Source organism: Sorangium sp. So ce726, assembly GCF_051521405.1.
Taxonomy (GTDB): domain Bacteria; phylum Myxococcota_A; class Polyangia; order Polyangiales; family Polyangiaceae; genus Sorangium.
Map to the genome: position 1 here is coordinate 12079179 of NZ_CP150349.1, position 20772 is coordinate 12099950.

At 70.9% G+C, this 20772-nt stretch carries 18 protein-coding genes; 13 read left to right on the forward strand and 5 right to left on the reverse strand.

Annotated elements, in window-relative coordinates:
- Nucleotides 1-7 precede the first annotated feature (7 nt).
- The gene (locus WME79_RS45020; protein ID WP_044967114.1) at nt 8-973 is read right to left on the reverse strand and encodes an AAA family ATPase; all 966 of its coding nucleotides are present in this window, start codon (nt 971-973) and stop codon (nt 8-10) included.
- 372 nt (nt 974-1345) lie between these two features.
- Here WME79_RS45020 and WME79_RS45025 point away from each other — a divergent pair, with 372 nt between their 5' ends.
- The 6 genes from WME79_RS45025 to WME79_RS45050 all read left to right on the forward strand — a co-directional run bounded on the left by WME79_RS45025 (nt 1346) and on the right by WME79_RS45050 (nt 7280).
- Nucleotides 1346-2413: a decaprenyl-phosphate phosphoribosyltransferase gene (locus WME79_RS45025; protein ID WP_437528335.1), complete on the forward strand. Its 1068-nt coding sequence runs from the start codon at nt 1346-1348 to the stop codon at nt 2411-2413.
- Complete coding sequence (locus WME79_RS45030) at nt 2413-3153, forward strand: CPBP family glutamic-type intramembrane protease (RefSeq protein WP_437528337.1); 741 nt, start codon at nt 2413-2415, stop codon at nt 3151-3153. The genes WME79_RS45025 and WME79_RS45030 overlap by 1 nt, the downstream gene beginning before the upstream one ends.
- 102 nt (nt 3154-3255) lie before the next feature.
- Nucleotides 3256-3918 carry an NUDIX hydrolase gene (locus WME79_RS45035; RefSeq protein ID WP_437528339.1) on the forward strand — a complete coding sequence of 221 codons (663 nt, stop codon included), beginning with the start codon at nt 3256-3258 and terminating at the stop codon, nt 3916-3918.
- On the forward strand, nt 3918-4865 hold the full coding sequence (locus WME79_RS45040) for an NAD(+)/NADH kinase (RefSeq protein ID WP_437528341.1): 948 nt from the start codon (nt 3918-3920) through the stop codon (nt 4863-4865). Before WME79_RS45035 ends, WME79_RS45040 begins: the two co-directional genes overlap by 1 nt.
- A 502-nt stretch (nt 4866-5367) precedes the next feature.
- A complete protein-coding gene (locus WME79_RS45045; protein WP_012240887.1) occupies nt 5368-5703 on the forward strand; it encodes an HU family DNA-binding protein in 336 nt (111 codons plus the stop codon).
- Between the two features lie 146 nt (nt 5704-5849).
- Nucleotides 5850-7280 carry an ABC1 kinase family protein gene (locus WME79_RS45050; protein ID WP_437528344.1) on the forward strand — a complete coding sequence of 477 codons (1431 nt, stop codon included), beginning with the start codon at nt 5850-5852 and terminating at the stop codon, nt 7278-7280.
- A 78-nt stretch (nt 7281-7358) separates the two neighbouring features.
- Here the strand turns inward: WME79_RS45050 and WME79_RS45055 are convergent, their stop codons facing one another.
- A complete protein-coding gene (locus tag WME79_RS45055; RefSeq protein ID WP_437528346.1) occupies nt 7359-8030 on the reverse strand; it encodes a hypothetical protein in 672 nt (223 codons plus the stop codon).
- A 76-nt stretch (nt 8031-8106) separates the two neighbouring features.
- Here WME79_RS45055 and WME79_RS45060 point away from each other — a divergent pair, with 76 nt between their 5' ends.
- Entirely contained in the window at nt 8107-9408 is a 1302-nt protein-coding gene (locus WME79_RS45060) for a citrate synthase (RefSeq protein ID WP_437528348.1), read from the forward strand.
- A gap of 189 nt (nt 9409-9597) precedes the next feature.
- Here WME79_RS45060 and WME79_RS45065 read toward each other — a convergent pair whose 3' ends face one another.
- Both WME79_RS45065 and WME79_RS45070 read right to left on the reverse strand, forming a co-directional pair.
- Complete coding sequence (locus tag WME79_RS45065; protein WP_437528350.1) at nt 9598-10803, reverse strand: protein kinase domain-containing protein; 1206 nt, start codon at nt 10801-10803, stop codon at nt 9598-9600.
- 91 nt (nt 10804-10894) lie between these two features.
- Nucleotides 10895-11116: a hypothetical protein gene (locus tag WME79_RS45070; RefSeq protein WP_437296083.1), complete on the reverse strand. Its 222-nt coding sequence runs from the start codon at nt 11114-11116 to the stop codon at nt 10895-10897.
- A gap of 157 nt (nt 11117-11273) precedes the next feature.
- Between WME79_RS45070 and WME79_RS45075 the strand changes: the two genes are divergently transcribed.
- From WME79_RS45075 to ggt, 4 genes are all read left to right on the forward strand, one after another.
- Nucleotides 11274-12374 (forward strand): hypothetical protein, encoded by a 1101-nt coding sequence (locus WME79_RS45075; RefSeq protein ID WP_437528352.1) that lies wholly within the window; start codon nt 11274-11276, stop codon nt 12372-12374.
- 109 nt (nt 12375-12483) lie between these two features.
- A complete protein-coding gene (locus tag WME79_RS45080; protein ID WP_437528354.1) occupies nt 12484-13512 on the forward strand; it encodes a WD40/YVTN/BNR-like repeat-containing protein in 1029 nt (342 codons plus the stop codon).
- A 379-nt stretch (nt 13513-13891) separates the two neighbouring features.
- Nucleotides 13892-14563, forward strand: a complete 672-nt coding sequence (locus WME79_RS45085) for a hypothetical protein (protein ID WP_437528356.1) — start codon at nt 13892-13894, stop codon at nt 14561-14563.
- A gap of 155 nt (nt 14564-14718) precedes the next feature.
- The gene (gene ggt, locus WME79_RS45090; RefSeq protein ID WP_437528358.1) at nt 14719-16611 is read left to right on the forward strand and encodes a gamma-glutamyltransferase; all 1893 of its coding nucleotides are present in this window, start codon (nt 14719-14721) and stop codon (nt 16609-16611) included.
- 64 nt (nt 16612-16675) lie between these two features.
- Here ggt and WME79_RS45095 read toward each other — a convergent pair whose 3' ends face one another.
- Nucleotides 16676-17422, reverse strand: a complete 747-nt coding sequence (locus tag WME79_RS45095; protein WP_437528360.1) for a universal stress protein — start codon at nt 17420-17422, stop codon at nt 16676-16678.
- Between the two features lie 182 nt (nt 17423-17604).
- Here WME79_RS45095 and purB point away from each other — a divergent pair, with 182 nt between their 5' ends.
- Nucleotides 17605-18903, forward strand: a complete 1299-nt coding sequence (purB, locus tag WME79_RS45100; RefSeq protein ID WP_437528362.1) for an adenylosuccinate lyase — start codon at nt 17605-17607, stop codon at nt 18901-18903.
- Nucleotides 18904-18950: 47 nt separating this feature from the next.
- The gene (locus WME79_RS45105; RefSeq protein WP_437528364.1) at nt 18951-20747 is read left to right on the forward strand and encodes a DUF885 domain-containing protein; all 1797 of its coding nucleotides are present in this window, start codon (nt 18951-18953) and stop codon (nt 20745-20747) included.
- The last annotated feature ends 25 nt before the right edge of the window (nt 20748-20772 follow it).

Genomic DNA, 20772 nt, shown 5'->3' on the forward strand with positions numbered 1-20772 from the left:
CCACCCCTCAGAGGGGGACCGGCACCCGCGCCACGAGGTCGCGCACCGCCGCCTCGCACTCGTCGCGGGTCGGCATGTAGCCCTCCGCGTGGGCCGAGAGCCGGACCCGGTGTGCCAGCACGGCGACCGCGAGGTTGTGGATGTCGTCCGCGATACAGTACGAGCGTCCGTAGAGGACCGCGCGCCCTCGGGCCGCGCGCGCCAGGTTCATGCCGGCGCGCGGCGATGCGCCCAGCGAGAGGGTCGGGCTCGATCGCGTGGCCGTGAGCACCGCCTGCAGGTAGGTCGCGAGCGACGAGTCGAGCTCGACGCGATCGACCTCGCGCTGCAGCGCGACGAGCTGGGCCGGATCGATGATCTGCGGCACGTTCCGCGCCCGGTCGGGCTCGCCGCCCTGGAGCAGCAGCCGCATCTCCACCTGGGGCGGCGGGTACCCGATCCGGATCCGCACCATGAACCGGTCGAGCTGCGACTCCGGCAGCGGGAACGTGCCCGCGAAATCCTGCGGGTTCTGGGTCGCGAGCACGAAGAAGGGGTACGGCAGCGGCGTCGCTGTCCCCTCGATGGACACCTGCCCCTCGTTCATCGCCTCGAGCAGCGCCGACTGGGTCCGAGGGCTCGCCCGGTTGATCTCGTCGGCGAGCAGCACGTTCGCGAAGATCGGCCCCTGCCGGAAGACGAACTGCCCTAGCCGCTGGTCGAAGACGCTGACCCCGAGGACATCGCTCGGCAGGAGATCGCTGGTGAACTGAACGCGACGGAGCTCGCCCCCCACGGCCTTGGCCAGCGCTCGGGCCAGCGTCGTCTTGCCGACGCCGGGTACGTCCTCGATGAGGACATGGCCCCGGGCGAGCAGCGCGATGAGCGCCAGCTCGACCGCCTCTGGCTTCCCTTCGAGGGCCTGCTCCACGGCAGAGCGAAGCTTCAGGAGAAGAGGCGAAGCTTCACGCGCGACCGAGAGCGCTGATGTCATCGGGGGCGATGGTAGCACGAGGTCACGGCGCGCCTGCGGGGATGCGCATTTTGCGTTCCACGAGCCGGGCTGGCGGGTGCGAACCCAGATTCGCGACCTCGCTGCGTGGCCGCCGGCCCGGGTGCGCTGCGCCACGTTCTTCCTGGTTCGTGGCCTGGAGGGGCTTCGGAGCTGCTGGCGCTCAGCGCTCAGATTGGGGCGCCAGCGCCCCCTGTGCTTTTAACTTGCCGCGGAATGGCCGGGACCTGGGCGCCCGAGTATGCTCCGCGCGCCGTGACCGCCTCGGGGCCCCTTTTTCGCAACAGTGCCGCAGGCTTCCCTGCTGAGGAGGCGCCCGGCGCCGATGCTCGCTCGGATGCGGGCGCGCCGGACGTGCAGGCGCCTGCCGAGCAGGGCGGCTCGCCCGCGTCGGTGAGCTCCGTCCCCGCCGGCAAGCCTCCGTCGTCGCCTCCGCGGAGCGCTGGCGTGCCGAGCTCCGGTCCCCCGGAGAGCGGGCCCCCCTCGGGCGGCTTGATAGCGCAGCCGCCCCTGTTGCCCGACTCCCCGAAGGGGACGCTGCTCTGGCGTGTGCGCGGGATGATCCGCGCGATGCGGCCCCACCAGTGGGTGAAGAACCTCTTCGTCCTCGCCCCCGTGGTGTTCGCCAAGCACCTGACCCACCCCTCGATCATCACGAGCGCGATCGGGGCGTTCGCGATCTTCTGCCTGCTCGCCGGCGCCGTCTACATCCTGAACGACATCGTCGACGTCGAGGCCGATCGGGTCCACCCGGTCAAGCGCTTCCGGCCGATCGCCTCGGGCCGCGTCCCCATCCCGGTCGCCAAGGCGATGGCGGTCGGCCTCGCGGTCATCGCGCTCGGCGCGAGCCTGCTCGGCCCGCCGCTCTTCGCGGTCGTCGCGGCCAGCTACTACGTCCTCAACGTCGCCTACTCGTTCCGGCTCAAGAAGATCGCGTACCTCGACGTCGGCTGTATCGCGATCTTCTTCGTGCTGCGGGTGCTCGCCGGCGGCTTCGCGACGAGGACGCCGCTCTCCGGCTTCATGATCGCCTGCACCGCGCTGCTCGCGCTCTTCCTCGGCTTTGGCAAGCGCCGCCACGAGCTCGCCTCGGTCAACGCCTCGAAGCAGCGCGCGGCGCTCGACGGCTACTCGCCTTCCGCCCTGACGGCGGCGCTCGCCGTGACGGGCCTCGCCACCTTCGCCACCTACCTCGCGTACACGCTCGACCACGACACGCAGCGGTTCTTCCAGAACCCGTACCTCTGGCTCACGGCGATCCACCCGCTTTTCGGTGGGATCCGGTTCCTCCAGCTCGTGGCCGGCAGCGCGAAGTCGGAGAGCCCCACCCAGGAGATCCTCCGGGACACGCCCTTCGTGCTGAACGTCGTCATGTGGTCGGCCGAGGTGCTGGTGATCGTGTACCGCCTGAGGCCGTCCTGATGCTCGGCGCCGGACCGGAGCTCGCCCGGCCGGGGGCGGCCCCTGCCGGCGACAAGCCCACCGCGAAGAGCGATGCGCTGACCGATCTCGCGCTGACGATGCCGATCTTCGTCCTGTATCACCTCGGCGTCGCCTTCCTCCCCATCCGCAACGCGGCGGATCCGGTCACCGCCGAGCTCCGCGCGCTGGCCAAGCACAGCCTCCCGCTCTACGCGGGCCTCACCGTCGCGGTCGGCGCCGCGTTCGTCCTCGTCCTTTCCATCCTCGGCCGCGGCCACGCCCTCCAGACGAGGCGCTTCGCGCTGCTCGCCGCCGAGGGCGCGCTCTACGCCATCCTGATGCGCTTCGCCGGCTCCTATGTGGTCGGCTCCCTCCGGCTCGGCCCGCCCGCCGCGTCGAACGACATCTTCACCGGGGTCGTGATGTCGCTCGGCGCGGGTTTCTACGAGGAGATCGCCTTCCGCGTCGGCCTCTACGGGCTGGGCGCGCTCGGGATCAAGTTCTTCTTTGGCAGGGGGGTCCAGGGGGTGGCGCTGATGGTCGCCTGGGCGGTCGTGGCCGCCGCCGTCTTCTCCGGCTGGCACTATGTCGGGTCGCTGGGCGATCCCTGGAACCTCCCCTCCTTCGTGTTCCGCATGGTGTGCGGGCTCGTTCTCACGGCGATCTACGTCTTCCGCGGCTTCGCGCCGGCCGTCTGGACCCACGCGCTCTACGACGTCTGGGTCCTCGTGCTCCGCTGAGCCCGAGGCCGCCCCGAGCGCCGGGGCGAGCGCGCGCCGGGCGCAGGAACAAGGCGCATCGCGATCGGCGGTCGTTTGGAGCTATGCTTCGCGCCTCGACGCATGCGGCTACCTCCCTTCCCGAAGCTCGCGCTCAAGCTGGTCCGGACGATCCCTTCGCTGGACGGTCCTGGTTTCCTCAACGTGCGACGCCAGGTGTTCCGCGTCGAGTTCCCGGACGGCTCGCTGAGCGACCCGTTCACCTACGACAGCGTCGATCGCGCGCGCCTCGACGCGGTGGTGATCGCCCCACACTACCGAGGCGCGGACGGGCGCCGTCACGTCTTCCTCCGCTCGGCGTTCCGGCCTCCGGCCGCGACCCGCCCGCCCGAGGTGTGGCCCATCCCGGAGGCGGCGACGCTCGGCGCGATCTGGGAGCTGCCCGCCGGGCTCGTCGAGCTCGACGAGCGGAGCCCGGAGGGCCTGCAGCGCTCCGCCGCGCGCGAGCTGCTCGAGGAGGTCGGCTTCGACGTGCCGCCGTCGGCGCTCCACCCGCTCGGCCCGTCGTCGTTCCCGGCGCCGGGCATGGTGGGCGAGCGGCACTTCTACTTTCACGTCGAGGTCGACCCGGCTCGCCAGGGGACGCCGCTCGAAGACGGCTCCCCCCTCGAGCGGTTCGCGGCCATCGCGGCGGTCCCGCTCGACGCGGCGATCGAGCTCACCCGGCGCGGCGTGATCGAGGACGCGAAGACAGAGGTGGCGCTCCGGCGCCTCGCGGAGCTCTGATGGCGGAACGATCCCCCGCGCCCGCGCCGCGGCGTCCGCCCCGCGTCGCGCTCGTCGTGAAGCGCTCCGCCTGGAAGATTTACCGCGAGGAGCGGAAGGACCCGCGCATCACGCGGCTCATCGAGGCCGGCGACTCCGCGGTCGCGCGCCTCAAGGCGTCGCACGACGCGCACGAGCAGACCGTGCGCGAGGTCAAGGCGGCGCTCGACGACATCGGCGCCCAGATCGATGTCGTCGCCAGCGCGGCGCAGTCCTTCGACGCGGGCGAGCTCGACCTCGTGATCACGGTCGGCGGCGACGGGACGCTCCTCAGCGCGTCCCACAACGTCGGTGACGTGCCGATCCTCGGCATCAACAGCGCGCCGGGCCACTCCGTCGGCTTCTTCTGCGGCGCGACGAGCCGCGACGCAGCGGACGCGATCGCGGGGGCGCTGAGCGGATCGCTCCGCAGCACCGTGCTCACCCGCATGCAGGTCACGGTGAACGACAAGCTCGCCACGGGGCGCGTCCTGAACGACGCGCTCTTCTGCCACGTCTCCCCCGCGGCCACGTCGCGTTACGTGCTCCGGCTCGGCCGGGCCGAGGAGGAGCAGAAGTCGAGCGGCTTCTGGATCGGTCCTGCGGCCGGGTCCACGGCCGCGCAGCGCTCCGCGGGCGGGCGCGTCCTGCCGCTCACGTCGAAGCGGCTCCAGCTCGTCGTCCGCGAGCCCTACACCCCCCACGGCGAGGAGTACCGCCTCCGTCACGCCCTGATCCAGCCGGGCGCCTCGCTCGTCGTGCGCAGCAAGACGCACGACGCGAAGCTCTTCTTCGACGGGCCGATCCACTCGGTGAGCGTCGGCTTCGGCGACGTCATGGAGTTCACGCAGGCGCCCCAGTCGCTGACGATCCTGGGCCTCTCCGCCAAGAGGAAGTGGGGCGCGGGCTCGGCGGCGAGCCGCCGCTAGGGCTCGGGGATCGCGCGGCCGTCCCGCGTGCGCGCGCCGGCGCGAGGCGCGCCGCGGGGTTGTGGGCCTCGATCGAGCGGGGCCTCTGCGCTGCGAACGCGCGCAATCACGCGCGAACGCGCGCGATCGCACGCGATCACGCGCCTGGGTGAGCCGAGCAGGGCTGTCGGCCGAGGAGGCTCGACCCGGAGAGGGCGCCGGGGCGACCAGGATCGCCTTCAACGGAAGGGGTTCGGGTGATCTCCTACGTCGAGCGCCTGGCATCCGACCTCCCTCGCGGCGGGCGCGTGAGGCCTGAAGAAGGGGCTATTTGGGCTGTTTTCCCGCGGTTTTAACCGCCCGCGCCAGGGCCCCCCGGCCCTCCTTCCGGCGGAGCGGCGCGCCCCCCGGGGCATGAAACCCCTTCTTTTGTAGCTCCGATCGACGATTCGACACTGGATCTGCGGCGGCCGTTGTGGTTCCTTTGGCCCGCAAGAGGGCACAAACCTCAGGAGGAATGAACATGGCGGCCAAGAAGGCGGATGGGAAGAAGAGCACGTCGCTCAGCAAGAGCGCGCTGATCAACGCGGTGGTCGAGGCGAACGAGAACGAGATCTCGCGCAAGCAGGTCAAGGCGATCCTCGAGTCGCTGACCGACATCGCGTACAAGGAGCTCAAGAAGAACGGCATCTTCACGATGCCCGGCTTCGCGAAGTTCCGCGTCGTCAAGAAGCCCGCGACCAAGGCGCGCGAGGGGATCAACCCCTTCACGAAGCAGCCGATGACGTTCGCGGCCAAGCCGGCCAGCAAGTCGGTCCGCGCCCGCCCCATCAAGGCGATCAAGGACTCGCTCTCCTGAGCATCGGCTCGCGGGAGGGCTTCGCTGCGTGGCGGAGGCCCGCGGCGGCCCCCTCGCCGGGATTCGCCCATCGCTGGAGGGCGAGGGCGAGCACGGCTGGCCCCGCGCGGCCCCTGCGGTAGCATGGTGCGGCTGCTTTGCCGCACATGACGCTCGCCGTCCGACTCTTCCGCGCGCTGCTCGCGTTCTCGGTCATCCTGACGAGCTACCTCATTCAGCTGGGGCTCGTACGGGTGTTCGCGAGGCGCCTCGGGCGCGGCTCGCCTGCGGGTGAGCCGCCTCGCTGGCTCGTCGCGCGCCGCGCCCGCGTCGATCAGAACAACGCCCGGCGCCTGCTGCGCGTCATGCTCCAGCTGCGGGGCGTCTTCATCAAGCTCGGCCAGGTGCTGTCCATCATGGGCGGCTTCTTGCCTCGTGCTTACGGCAAGGAGCTCGAGCAGCTCCAGGATCAGGTGCCGCCGCACCCGTTCAGCGATCTCGAGGCCGCGCTGCGCGCGAGCTTCGGCCGCTCTGCGGGCGAGCTGTTCGCGTCGATCGAGCGCGCGCCGCTCGCGGCCGCGTCGCTGGGGCAGGTCCACGTCGCGCGCCTCCGCGACGGCCGCAAGGTCGCGGTCAAGTTCCTCTACCCCGGCATCCGCGGGATCATCGCCGTCGACCTGCGCGTCCTGCGCCTCGCGATCCTCGTCTACAAGCGGTTCGTCCCGGTGGGGCACATCGAGCGGGTGCACGAGTCGCTGGTCGATCTGCTCCGCCGGGAGACCGACTACCTGCACGAGGCCGCGTGCATGGAGCGGATGGCGCAGAACTTCGAGGGGGACGCGGGCATCGCGTTCCCGGAGGTCATCCACGAGCTCACGACGCGCGACGTGCTCACGATGACCTTCATGGAAGGCATCAAGATCACCCGCCTCGACGCGCTCCGGAGCGCGGGCGTCGAGCCCTCGGACGTGGCGCTCAGGCTCGTGCAGGCCTTCTACAAGATGCTCTTCGCGGATCGCTTCTTCCACGCCGATCCGCACCCGGGGAACTTCCTTGTCGCCGCGCGGAGCGCGGAGGAGGGCGGCGGCTTTCGCCTCGTCGTCCTCGACTTCGGCGCGAGCTGCGAGGCCCGGGACGAGCTCATCGACGGGCTGCTCGACATCCTGAAGGGCATCTTCGCGCAGGACGACGCGGCGGTCGTGCGCGGCTTCCGGAGGATGGGCTTCGTCGCGCCCGGGGGCAACGACGCGCTCCTCGAGAGGACGGTGAAGACCTACTTCGCGAAGCTGCTCAAGATCCGGGATCGCACGCCGGCGGCGCTGATGCGCGCCCGCCCCGAGCAGCTGGAGCGGCTCGCGGATCCCGAGCTGGAGCGCGGTGAGCTCCAGGAGCTGATGCGGTCGTTCGAGTACCCGGAGGACTGGTTCTATGTCGAGCGAGCCTGCGTGCTCCTCTTCTGGCTGGCCGCCCAGATCGATCCCCACCTCGATACGATGGCGGCCGGCTTCCCGTACCTGATGCCGTTGATGGCGCAGCGTGAGGCCAAGGCCGGGTCCGACGGATCGGACCCGGCGCCGGGCCGCTCGCCTGCGGGTTGAGCCGAGGCCCATCCACACGCGCAACACGCGTTTCGCGCGCGTTTCGCAGGTGTTTCGTTTGCGCTCTTCGCCCGTGCGCTAGCGTGTTGGGAGCGGGCTGAAGCGCGGGCCGGGGCGGCTCAGCCCGAGCTGTGCGAGGAAGGGTGCATAACTCGAGTCCCGATCTGCCATGATCTCCGCGAGCCTGATCTTGACTGCGGCGATCCCTGACCCTTCAAGGCGTCGGTAATTGTCCTCGGCGGGGTCGACCGCAGGCTCGACGCCTGCCCCTGCGAGGACGGTCCCAGTATGGTTCAGCCCCTCTGGAATCGTTTGTACAAACGGATCTGGCGCGTGTCGGAGGAGACCGACGAGCCGGTGCGAGTTCGTCTCGTCCCCCGCCATCTCGGGGTGGAACGCGGCCAGCACCGGCGCGGGGCTGAAGCGCCGCCGCAGCTGTTCACCCAGGCGCGACGCGAAGCGCTCGAACTGGGGCGACGGAGTATGGATGCACGGGAAAACCAGGTGCACCACCGCGGAGTCGGCCTCCTCCATCGCCGCCAGCGCCGTCTCCAGGACGGGCTCGCGATCGAGCAGGACGTAAAAGCGTCCGAATCCGGTTGCGGCGTCGCGCATGAACGGGCAGAGCCGGTAGCGAGCGACAACCTCGTCGGCGTAACGCCCGTGGACTCGCCGCACCTCGGCCGCAAACCGAGGCGCCTCCGGGTGGTGGGCCAGCTCCCCCCGCACGACCGGCTCGCTCAAGTGCATCACCTCATTTTCTCGGGGAAGCATTCTTCCCTCGGCCCGTGATAGCTTACGCCGCGCTGCGGCGGAAGGAGGAGGCGTGCAGGAGACCGCGAAGTTAACGCTGAAGAAGAACGGTGGGGAGCAGACGATCGAGTTGCCTGTGATCACGGGCACCGAGGGGGAGAAGGCGATCGACGTCGCGTCCCTTCGCTCGAAGACCGGGTACGTTTGCATCGACCCGGCCTTCGTCAATACGGCCTCGACCACGAGCTCCATCACGTTCCTCGATGGGGAGAAGGGCGTCCTCCGCTATCGCGGCATCCCGATCGAGCAGCTCGGCGAGAAGTCGACCTTCGTGGAGACCTCGTACCTCCTGATCTACGGCAAGCTGCCGAGCAAGAGCGAGCTGTCCCGGTTCTCCACGCTGCTCACCCGGCACTCGCTGATCCACGAGGACATGAAGCGCTTCTTCGACGGCTACCCGTCGACCGCGCACCCGATGGCGATCCTCTCCGCGATGGTGCTCTCCCTGTCGAGCTACTACCCGGAAGCGATCGACGTGAAGAACACCGAGCACCTCGACATCACCATCGCGAGGTTGCTCTCCAAGGTGCGCACGATCGCGGCGTTCTCGTACAAGAAGTCGATCGGCCAGCCGTTCGTCTACCCGCACAACTCGCTCTCGTACTGTGCGAACTTCCTGAACATGATGTTCTCGGTCCCGGCGGAGCCGTACGAGATCGACGAGGACATCGTGAAGGTGCTGAACCTGCTCCTGATCCTGCACGCCGATCACGAGCAGAACTGCTCGACGTCGACGGTGCGCCTCGTCGGGAGCTCGAAGGCGAACCTCTTCGCCTCGGTCGCCGCTGGCATCTGCGCGCTCTGGGGCCCGCTCCACGGCGGCGCGAACCAGGAGGTCGTGACGATGCTCGAGGCGATCCGCTCCGACGGCGGCGACGTCTCGAAGTTCGTCAAGCTCGCGAAGGACAAGACCTCGGGCTTCCGCCTGATGGGCTTCGGCCACCGCGTGTACAAGAACTACGATCCGCGCGCGGTCCTCATCAAGGCGGCCGCCGACAAGATCCTGGCGAAGCTCGGCATCAAGGATCCGCTGCTCGACATCGCGCAGCGCCTCGAGGAGACAGCGCTGAAGGATCCGTACTTCGTCGAGCGGAAGCTCTACCCGAACGTCGACTTCTACAGCGGCATCATCTACCGCGCGCTCGGCTTCCCCACGAACATGTTCACCGTCATGTTCGCGCTCGGGCGCCTCCCCGGCTGGATCGCCCACTGGAAGGAGATGAACGACGACCCGACCGGCAAGATCGGCCGTCCGCGGCAGATCTACACCGGCGAGAACGTCGTCGACTACACGTCGCTCGACGAGCGCGAGTGACCGCGGCGGGGCCCTGCGGCCCCGCCGGCACCTCCCACCGACGATCCCCGCATCCTCGACGAGCGCGCCCTTGGCGGCGCGCTCGCGGCCCCTCAGCGGCTCAGCAACAGCACGACGACCAGAGTCGTCGACGGATTCGCTCCACGTCGACGAGCGCACCGCCCTCCAGCGCGGCGCGCTCGCGGCCCGTCAGCGGCTGAACACCAGCAGGACGACGATCATCGCCACGATGACGCCCGTGACGAGCGAGGCGCCGCCGACGAGCAGGAGCAGCTTGCCCGTCGACAGCTGCGAGAGCGACGCGCCAGCGCGGGAGGGTGCTGACGGGTTGTCGTCGAGCGTTCGCTCCGGTCGGCTCATCGAGTGCGAATGGCCAGGGGCTGCGGCCGGCTCCACCACGGTCGGCTGCGGGCGCGCGCTCGGTGAGCCGCCGGCATGCAGCGGAGGCGCCGGCTGAGATATCGGCTGGCCGGCGCGGATCCGCCCCTCGATGACGGCCTGCGCGTAAGGGGGCAGAGCGCCCGCGCGTACAGCGCGGACGTCCGCACGCATGGTCTCGGCGTTCGGGTAGCGATGGAACTTGATGAACGCCAGCGAGCGATCAACCACGGCCGCGACGGCGGGCGAGATCCCGGGCGCGATCGAGGCGAGCGGCGGCGCGGCCTCGGTCGCGGCGGCGATGACCTCCATGGCCTCCGTCACCTCGCCGTGCACCTGTCGGCCCGAGAGCAGCCGGAACATCGTCGCTCCGAGCCCGAAGAGGTCAGTGCGCCCGTCGATGTCGTGGATGAGCCCCGTCGCTTGCTCCGGCGCCATGTACGTCGCCGTGCCCATGATCATGCCCGTCTTGGTCGCTGTCTTCTCGGGCAGGCCGGTGAGCCCGTCGACGACGCGCGCGATGCCGAAGTCGAGCATGCGCACGCGCCCGTCGTTGCCGAGGTGGATGTTCTCGGGCTTGAGATCGCGGTGCACGACGCCGCGCGCGTGCGCGATCCCCAGCGTCTCGAGCACCTGGTCCGCGAGCGCGAGCACCTCGCCGGCCGGCATCGTCCCGGTGCGCGCCATCCGATCGAAGAGCGTCTCGCCCTGGAGCACCTCCATCGTCAGGTAGGCGAGGCCCTCCTGCGTCTCGCCGGAGCCGAGCACGCGCACAACGCCGGGCACCGCGTCCGCCCCGCCGAGCGTGTTGCCGATGAACCCCTCGCGCAGGAAGCGCTTCCGCACCTCCGTGATCGCGTTGAGCTCCGGGTGCAGCACCTTGAGCGCGACCTGAGAGCCGTCCGCCGCCCGCCCGAGCAGCACGCTCCCCATGCCGCCGGTGCCGAGCACGCGCTCGATCCACCACGTCCCGGCGAACGTCTTGCCGACCCAGTGCTCCGCGTCGTCGTCGTACACGAGAGGCGCCCTCTTTCGACCAGCGGCCATCCGAGGAGAGAGATCTCAGCGGCGAAGCCACTGGTAGGCCGCTCCGCTGCGGGCGCGCAAGCTAATTGATGGAGGTCGTGCCGAAACGGGGGTCGTCGTCAAGCCGCTCGGCCGCTGCCTTGAGCCCGGAGGCGACGCCCCGGAACGCGTCCGCTGGCATGCGAAACGTCACGCCAGGGCCGATGAGTGTCACGTGAACGGTGCCACACCCGCACCGGGTAATGCGCGTCGCCTCGTTCGAGGCGAGCTCGGTGTGTGGACCGCATTTCTTGGGCGCCGCCATGGTTGAACCTCTCCCACATCCTAGCAGCACCGGCCAGCGCTCGGCCACGACACCCCGGTGCCCGACGGAACCATGCCCGCCCCGTGGCACGAACGCCCTGAAATTGTGCAGCCGTGTATATCTCTCTTCATCGCTACGCGATGGCCTGGAGGGACTCATGGCTGTTCGATGCCTGACGCTTGGTTTGCTTCCCGTCGTGCTGGGGGCCGTGGCCTGCGTTGACGGGGGCGAGGGCGTGAAGCCCGTGCCGGTCGACGAGTCGCTGCTCGATGTGCCGCCGGTCGGCCAGGGCTTTCAGATGCAGACCGAGGAGACCGAGGTGCCGGCGGGGGTCGAGCAGCAGGACTGCTACTTCTTCAAGGTCAGCGAGCTCGCCGCGTCGAACGGGCTGGACCCGACCGCGCCCGTGAACCTCCACCGCGTGCAGATCGCGCAGCGCGACGGCTCGCACCACATGAACATCTTCCGCGTGAAGACCGTGAAGGGGCTGGGGCCGGAGGGCGGGCACGTCCAGAAGAACCAGAACGGGGTGGGGGAGTGCTTCAAGAGCCCCAACTGGGCCGACTGGCCGCTCATCGCGAACTCCCAGCAGAACGGCCAGGTCGACTGGGAGTTCCCCGAGGGCGTCGCGAACGTCCTTGCGCCCGACGAGTGGCTGATGCTGCAGACGCATTACGTGAATGCGACGTCGCAGAAGACCCCCGAGGCCGTCGGCCGCGTCCGGGTGAACTTCTGGGCGCTGCCCGCCGCCGAGGTCAAGGCCGAGATGGGCACCGTCTTCGCTACCAAGCAGTCCATCCGTGTCTGCCAGTCGAACCCGACGCCCACGTTCGAGGGCTCGTGCCAGATCAACAGCCCCTCTCCCGTGAAGATCATCGGCGCCAACGGCCATTTCCACAGCCGAGGCACGCGGTTCGACATGTATGCATGGGACGGCAAGACCATCGGCACACCTCCGGACTCGGATCGCTTCTACACATCGAACGCGTGGGACGACCCGCCGATGCTCATCTCGCCGGAGCTCGACAGGGAGCTCCCGACGAACGGCGGCGTCTGGTACGGATGCACCTACGAGTGGCAGCAGCCGGACCCGTCCGTGGGGTGCAAGGGCCTCGACGACTACGACGTGACCAAGAACGGGACCGCCCAAGAGTCGCTCGATTGCTGCTACACGTTCGGGCCGATCGTCGAGAAGAACGAGCACTGCAACATCTTCGTCTATTACTATCCGAAGCAGACTGACGTGTTCTGCAACTGAGCCCTCCATCGCGGCGCGCCAGGTAGAGGCGCGTGGGCCGACATCGGCGGCGCGCCGGCAGGACCTCTCCAGGCTGGTCTTCACTCCCATGCGCACCTGCTTTCACTCCATGGCTATGACGGCGCTCGGCGCGGTCGCCCTCGCCGGCTGCCCCGGCGATCCTGCGAGGCCGCCTGAGCAGGAGCCGCCGGCGTGGCGCGTGCTGCTCGACGAAGACGATCTCGACCGCGCGGTCCTTTCGATCTGGGGGACGGCGCCCGACGACGTGTTCGCCGTCGGGGGACCGCTCGGCAACACGGGGCTCAGTGCGCTCGCGCTGCACTACGACGGGGCGAGGTGGCGCGAGCTCCCGGCGGGCGGGGATGCGACCTTCTGGTGGGTGGCCGGCTCCGGTCCGCAGGACGTCTGGATGGTCGGCGAGCGCGGCCGCGCCACGCGGTGGGACGGCGCGACGTTCACCGAGCACGAGACGGGGACGGAGGCGACGCTGTGGGGGGTGATCGCGTTCTCTCCCGACGATGCCTGGGCCGTCGGCGGCATGCCTGGCAGCGGCGCGGATGCGGAGAAAGACATCGTCCTCCGCTGGGACGGCAGCGCATGGTCGCGAGAGCCGCTGCCGGTGGCGACCGGCCGGGCGCTCTACAAGGTATGGGGAGAATCTTCCGACGATCTCTATGCCGTCGGCGAGTTCGGCGTGATCTGGCACCGCTCGGGCTCGACCTGGGAATTGCAATCCGATCCGCCGATCGCGCAGGGGACCCTGTTCACGGCCGCCGGCTGCAGCCGTGAAGAGGTATACGCGGTCGGCGGGAGAGACGTGCTCCGCTCGGACGGCGCGTCGTGGCGCCGGCTCGACATAGAGCTCACCAACGACGTGAACGGCGTCGCCTGCGGCCGCCCGGGGGAGGTCGCGATCGTCGGTTATGGAGGACTCAAGCAGCGCCTCGTCGACGGGACCTGGATCGATGAGTTCACCGAGGAGCCCTACGCCGATCTCCACGCCGTCTGGGCCGACGGGGAAGGGGCCTTCTGGGCGGTCGGCGGGGACTTCCTTAGCCAGCCGACTCCCGGCAGAGCCCGCAAGGGCGTGGTGGCGCGTTATGGAACAGGGCAAATCGCCGACACTGTGAGCCGCTGATCACCACGTCGCAGGTGTCCTCACCTGCCCGGACATGCCCTTCGTGTGGCAAGGTGGATCATGGGACCGTGAACGCGGAGATACGCTGTCGGCGAGCGGTCACGACCAGCGAGACTTTTTTCTTGGGAAATGCTTCAAAGGGTGGCGCTGGTCGTCCGATTGCAACACCTGCGGAGACCACACGCGGATCCCGCGCTCTGAACCCAGGAGAATTGGCATGCGACGGACCATTGCTCAGCTTTTTGTGAGTGCGTTTACTTTTGCGATCCCTCTGGCCATCGCCTCGTCGGCGTCGGCGGCGCCCGGCCCGGAGGCTTGTGGAAATATCCAGCTCGCAGCGAGCGCAAACTGCGAATTTCGCACCTCGGGCGGCTGCGAGGTGAGCTGCACGCCGGTCAACCTCACGGCGGCATGCGCCGGGAGGTGCGAGGGCGAGTGCAACGCCAGCGCGAGCGCCGACTGCAACGTCGACTGCTCCGCGGATTGCTCTGCCAAGTGCGATGTCGATCCCGGGAGCTTCGACTGCAGGGCGAGCTGCTCGGCGAGCTGCAAGGCGGACTGCAGCGGCAAGTGTTCGGCGAGCGCCAACTCCAGCGGCTCGCAGGCGGAGTGCGAGGGGGCCTGCAAGGCGAGCTGCGACGGCGAGTGCAGCGCGAGCTGCGAGGTGACGCCGCCGAGCGCGGATTGCCAGGCAAAATGCGACGCGAGCTGCGAGGGCGAGTGCAAGGCCGAGGCGAATTTCGACTGCGACATCGACTGCAATGCGGAATGCACGGTCGATCTCCAGGGCGGGTGTGAGGCGAAGTGCTCGGAGCCGGAAGGCGCCCTGTTCTGCAACGGTCAGTATGTCGACGTCGTCGGGAGCCTCCAGGATTGCCTGGATTACCTGAGCACGCTCGAGATCGAGGTGAACGCCCACGCCGAGGCCGAGGCCAGCGTCTCCTGCGCCGCCGCGCCGGGGTCCTCCTCCGCGCCGTTCGCGGGCACGGGTCTCGCGGCGCTCGTCGCCGGCGTGGGTGTGGCCGCCGCGCGCCGCCGCAAGCGGTCCTGAGCGAGGCCCGGCCTTCCTGACGGCGCGCGCCGGAGTTGGAGCCGGCGCGCGCCGGCTGCGCACCCTCGCGTCCTGAACGAATCCCCAAGGCCGGGTCGCCCCGCGCGGCCCGGCCCGGCTCTCTCCGGCACCGTAGTAGATTCGCGCGCACCCTGATGACCCTGCTCCGTCGTTCGAAGCCGCGCTGGGCGCTCGCCCTCGCGCTGCTCGCAGGCTGCGAGGCCCGCACGCCGCCCGCGCCGCACCCGGCGGCGCCCGCGACCTCGGGCGCGCCGGCCGTCGCCAGCGCGAGCGCCGCGCCGCCGGCCATGAGCGCTGCGGCGGCGCCCACGGCCGACGCCGCGGCGCCGGAGCCAACGCCGCCGATGCCGCCGATCGCGCTCGCCTCGGGCGGCCCGCGGGCGGTGCGCGGCGACGCCGGGCTCGTGACCTCGGTCGAGGAGCACGCGACGCGCGCGGGCGCGGACGTGCTGCGGCGCGGCGGCAACGCGGTCGACGCCGCGGTCGCCGTGGCGTTCGCGCTGGCGGTGACCCACCCGAGCGCGGGCAACATCGGCGGCGGCGGCTTCATGCTGGTCCGCCTCGCGAACGGTGAGACGCAGGCGATCGACTTTCGCGAGGCCGCGCCCGCGTCGGTGACCACCGAGTCGAACATGGCGATGGTGCGCGCAGGCGCGCACGGCTATGCGTCCGCCGGCGTCCCGGGCTCGGTCGCCGGCCTCGCCCTGGCCCACGAGCGGTTCGGCACCCGCCCATTCGCCGAGCTCCTGGCCCCGGCGATCTCCCTCGCGCGCAAGGGGCACCGCCTCGGCGCGCGGCAGGCGCTGACGCTGCGCTGGGCGTGGCCGCGGCTGAAGGCCGATCGGGCCGCGAGCGCCATCTGGGGGCGGGGCAAGGCGCCGGTCGCCCAGGGCGAGCTGGTGCGGCAGCTCGATCTCGCCCGCACCCTGGAGACGCTCGCCACGGAGGGGCCGCGCGCGTTCTACGAGGGCGCCATCGCCCGGAAGATCGCCGGCGCGATGCGCGAGCACGGCGGCCACATCAGCGAGAGCGACCTGCGCGCCTACCAGGCGAAGTGGCGCGCGCCCCTCCGGTTCTCGTACCGCGGCTTCACCGTCGACACGATGCCGCCCCCCTCGATGGGCGGCGTCGCGCTCGCGGAGATGATGCTCACGCTCGAGCGGCTCAAGGCGCACGAGGCGCCCGTCGACTCGGGGCTGTCGCTGCACCTGTTCGTCGAGGCGGCGAAGCGGGCGTACGCCGATCGGCGCAAGGTGAGCGCCGACCCCGATTTCGTCGCGCCCGAGACGGCGCAGCTGCTCACGCAGCTCCTCGACGGGGCCTACCTGATGCGCCGCAGCCCGCCCGTCGACCCGGAGCGGGCCACGCCGGCGGGCGACATCGCGACGCCGCTGGGCGCCGTCGCGCAGGAGTCCCCGCAGACGACGCACTTCTCGGTGATCGACGCGCAGGGAAATGCGGTGTCGTGCACGACCACCCTGTCGGCGAGCTTCGGCGCGAGGATCGTGATCCCCGGCACGGGCATCCTGCTCGCCAACGCGATGGGCGCGTTCTCCGAGACGGGGATCAACGCGGTGGCGCCGGGCAAACGCATGGCGAGCTCGATGACGCCCACCCTCGTGAGCCGCGACGACAAGGTCGCGCTCGTCCTCGGATCTCCCGGCGGCGACACGATCCCGAACACCGTCGCGCAGGTCCTCCGCAACCTGGTCGATCACGGGATGACCATCGACGAGGCGGTCCGCCACGCGCGCGTCCACCACCAGTGGATGCCGGATCGCGTGCGCGTCGAGCGGCTGACGCCTCCGCCGCAGGCCGCCCTCGACGACCTCGCGCGGCGAGGGCACGTCCTCGTGATGGACCCGATGCCGATCGGCGACGCGAACAACCTCCTCGTCGATGCGGCCGGCGTCGCGTGGGGCTACGCAGACACGCGGGAAGGGGGCAAGGCCGAGGGCGTCAGCGCGCCCGACAAGCTCGACCCGGCGGCGCAGGCCGACGCGCAGTCATCGTCGAGCGCGCGGTAGCCCGCGCGCGAGCGACACCGAGCGCGCAGATCGAGCGCTCGGTGGTCCGCCGCGCGCCTCCGCGTCAGCGCAGCCTGGGGTCGTAGTTGGCCGCGTCGGCGTCGTCGTCCTCCTTGGGGCGCACGACGACGACCGGGCACGGCGCGTTCCGCGCGATCCGATCGGCCGTCGAGCCGCCGAAGAGCCGCTGCAGAGGCGACTGCGGGTGCGTGGCCACGACGATGAGATCGGCGCTGAGCTCCCGGGCGAGCGAGACGATGGCCCGGTCCGGCCGGCCCGTGCGGAAGTGCATCGCCATCAGCCGGGCCTGGCCGTCCGCGAACCGGTGCTGGAGCACGCGGAGCGACGGCGGCGACGACGCGCCCGGCGTCGTCACGTCGCGCACTGCAGGGGCGACCTGCCGCGGGCCGATGACCACGGCGTGGATCTCCGTCTCGCCGCGGAGCGCCGCCAGATCGAAGGCGAAGCGCCACGCCCGCCCGCCCGGCTCGGACAGGTCCATCGCGACCACCACGATGTACGACTTCACCCGGCGACCCCCGCGCACGCTCGCGCGGGCCGGCTCGCTCACGGGCGCCGGCTCGTTCACGACAGCCGGCGCGCCCGCAGCGGCGGCCGCGCCGCCAGCGCGCCCCGCCGGCTCGCGGCGTCCAGGCTCGGCCCGCGGGGGGAGCGGCGCCTGGCTGATGGCGTTCGGCTCGCTCGCCCCTGCGGGCAGCGTCTCTGGCGGCGCGTCGCCCGCCGCGTGCGGCGTGCGGGCGAACGACCTGCCCTGATCGGCGCGCGCAGGCGCCGGTGCTTCGGTTGGCATCGCGCCAACGTTTGCCGCGCGCCGCACGTCCGCAAGCGCCCCGCCCGACGGCGCGGGTCGCGCGCGGCGCGGCGTGGCATGACGCGCGCAGGCGAGCAGCGCGAGCCGGCTCCCGCGCGCCCGGGCCTCCCTGGGCCACTCCATCCTTGACGCACCCTCCAGACCTTCGCAGCGTCCCGCCCATGATCCCCCGCTACACTCCCGCTGAATTCGAAGAGCTCTGGTCGCCCGCCACCCGATTCTCGACCTGGCTCGAGGTGGAGCTCGCCGCCTGCGAGGCGATGGAGGCCGAAGGGCTCGTGCCCGCCGGCATCGCGAAGGGGATCCGGGCGAAGCAGCTCTCGCTCGATCCCGCGCGGATCGAGGCGATCGAGCGCACGGTCAAGCACGACGTCATCGCCTTCCTGACGCACGTCGAGGAGCTCGCGGGCGAGGGCGCGCGGTGGCTGCACCGGGGGATGACCTCGAGCGACGTGCTCGATACGAGCCTCGCTGTGCTGCTCGTCCGCGCGGCCGACCTGCTCTCGGCGCGGCTCGACAAGCTCTGCGGCGCGCTCGCGCGGCGCGCGGACGAGCACCGGCGCACCCCGATGATCGGCAGGAGCCACGGCATCGCCGCCGAGCCGATCACGTTCGGCCTGGCGCTCGCCGGCCACCTCGCGGAGATGAAGCGCGGCAGGGCGCGCCTGCTCGCGGCGCGCCAGGCGATCGCGGTGGGGAAGATCGCCGGCGCCGTCGGGACGTACGCGCACCTGTCGCCGCGCATCGAGGAGCGCGCGCTCGCCGCCCTGGGCCTGCGCCCCGAGACGGTCTCGACGCAGGTCGTCGCGCGCGACCGCCACGCCGAGCTCTTCACGGCGCTCTCGCTCATCGCGGCGGGCATCGAGCGGCTCGCGACCAACGTGCGGCACTGGCAGCGCACCGAGGTCCGCGAGGCGGAGGAGCGCTTCACCGTGGGCCAGAAGGGATCGAGCGCGATGCCCCACAAGCGCAACCCCATCCTCAGCGAGAACCTGTGCGGCCTCGCGCGCATCGTGCGCGCGGCCGTGATCCCGGCGCTCGAGAACGTGCCGCTGTGGCACGAGCGCGACATCTCGCACTCGTCGGTCGAGCGGATGATCGCGCCCGACGCGACCTCGACGCTCGGGTTCATGCTCGACCGCGCCGCCGGGCTCGTGGAGGGGCTCGTCGTCTACCCCGAGAAGCTGCGCGCGAACCTCGACAGCACGGGCGAGCTCTTCTTCAGCGAGGCGGTGCTCCTGGCGCTCGTCCAGAAGGGCAGGCCGCGGCAGGCGGCCTACGAGCTGGTGCAGCGCTGCGCGATGCGCGCGATCGCGGGCGAGGGTCGCTTCCGCGACAACCTCGCCGCCGACGCCGACGTCGCGGCGCTGCTCGCCCCGGACGAAATCGCGCGCTGCTTCGACCTCGACCACGCGCTCTCGCACGTGGACACGATCATCGATCGCGCGCTCCGCGACTGACCTGCGGCGTTGACCTGCGCGGGCCGGTTTGACAGGCTCGGCCCGTCATGGCTGCACCCACACCTGTCCGCTCGCGCTGGCGCCGGCTCGCGGTGCTCGCCCCGCTCGCGGCGCTCGCCGCCTGCAGCGGGAGCGCCTCGCCGCCGCCTCCGTCTCTCGGCGCGGCGCCCCCTCCAGCCGCGGCGCCCCCTCAGGCTGTGGCGAGCGCCGAGCCCGCGCGGCCGGCGGAGGCGCCGCGCGAGCCGTTCACCGCGCTGCGCGATCGGATCCTGCGCGAGTGGGTCGCGGACGAGCCGGCCTTCGCGCGCTCGCGCGGGCTGCACGAGCAAGACGGCAAGGTCGCCGACTACGCCGCCGCGGCGATAGAGCGGCGGCTCGCGCGCCTCGAGCGCGACCGCGCGGCGCTCGCCGCCGTCGACGCCGCGGCGCTCTCCTCGGACGAGGCGCTCGACCGCGCGCTGCTCCTCCAGCAGATCGACCTCAAGATCTGGAGCGGGAGGGACCTCGAGGAGTGGCGCCGGCGGCCGCAGTTCTACGGGGACCTGTTCGGCGTGAACCACTACCTCGATCGCGCGTACGCGCCGCTGCCCGAGCGCGCGCGGCGCCTCCTCGAGCACGAGAAGGCGGCGCTGGCCCAGGCGCCGCGCATCCTGGAGAACCTCGCGAGCCCGATGCCGAAGCCGGTGATCGAGGTCGCCGTGAAGATCTTCCGCGGCTACGCCGAGTACCTGCGCGGCGACGTCGTCAAGCTGCTCAAGGGCGTGGGCGACCCCGCGTTCCAGGCCGATTTCGAGAAGACGAACGCCGCGCTCGCCGCCGCGGCGGAGAAGCTCGCCGAGCACCTCGCGAAGGTCGAGCTGCCGAAGGGCGACGCGAGCCACGTGCTCGGGGAGGCGCGGTACCGGAAGCTCCTCCTCGCGCAGGAGGGGCTCTCGATGCCGCTCGCCGAGTTCAAGAAGATGGGCGAGGACGACCTCGCGGCGAACAAGGCGGCGTACCAGGAGCTCGCCAGGAAGGTGAAGACCTCCCGGCCGAAGGCGGAGCAGCTCCTCGCCGAGGCGACGCGGATGATGGAGTCGGCGCGCAAGTTCCTCGTCGACAAGGAGATCGTGAGCCTCCCGTCCGACGAGCGGGCGATCGTGAAGGAGACGCCGCCCTACATGCGCTGGAACGCCGCCTTCCTCGACGCGCCGGGGCCGTTCGATCGGAAGGGGCTCGAGGCGTTCTATTACATCACGAAGCCGGACCCCTCCTGGTCCCGGAAGGAGCAGGAGGAGTACGTGATGCTGCGGGGCACGCTGCTCTCGACGACCGTGCACGAGGTCTACCCGGGGCACTTCGTCCAGGGCCTGTGGGGGAACCAGGCGCCGACGGACGCGCAGAAGATGTTCGGGAGCTACTCGTTCGTGGAGGGCTGGGCCCACTACGTCGAGCAGATGATGATCGAGCAAGGGTTCGGCAAGGAGGACCCGCAGAATCGCCTCGGCCAGCTCGCGGACGCGCTGCTGCGCAACTGCCGGGTGGTCGTGTCGCTCGGGGTGCACGCCGAGGGCATGGGCCTCGACGAGGCCGAGCGCCGCTTCGTCGACGACTGCTTCCAGGACCGCGCGACGGCGCGGGAGCAGGCGGTGCGCGCGACGTTCGACCCCGGCTACTTCGCCTACACGCTCGGCAAGCTCCAGATCCTGAAGCTCCGCGAGGAGGCGAAGGCGGCCCTGGGCCCGGCGTTCTCGCTGCGCCGCTTCCACGACGTGCTCCTCTCGCACGGCTCGCCGCCGCTGCCGCTCGTCCGCGAGCGCGTGCTCGCAGAGCTCAAGCGGTCGCTGAGGAAGCAGCCCTTATAAAGGCCGCGCTCTAGGGGGCCCAGCG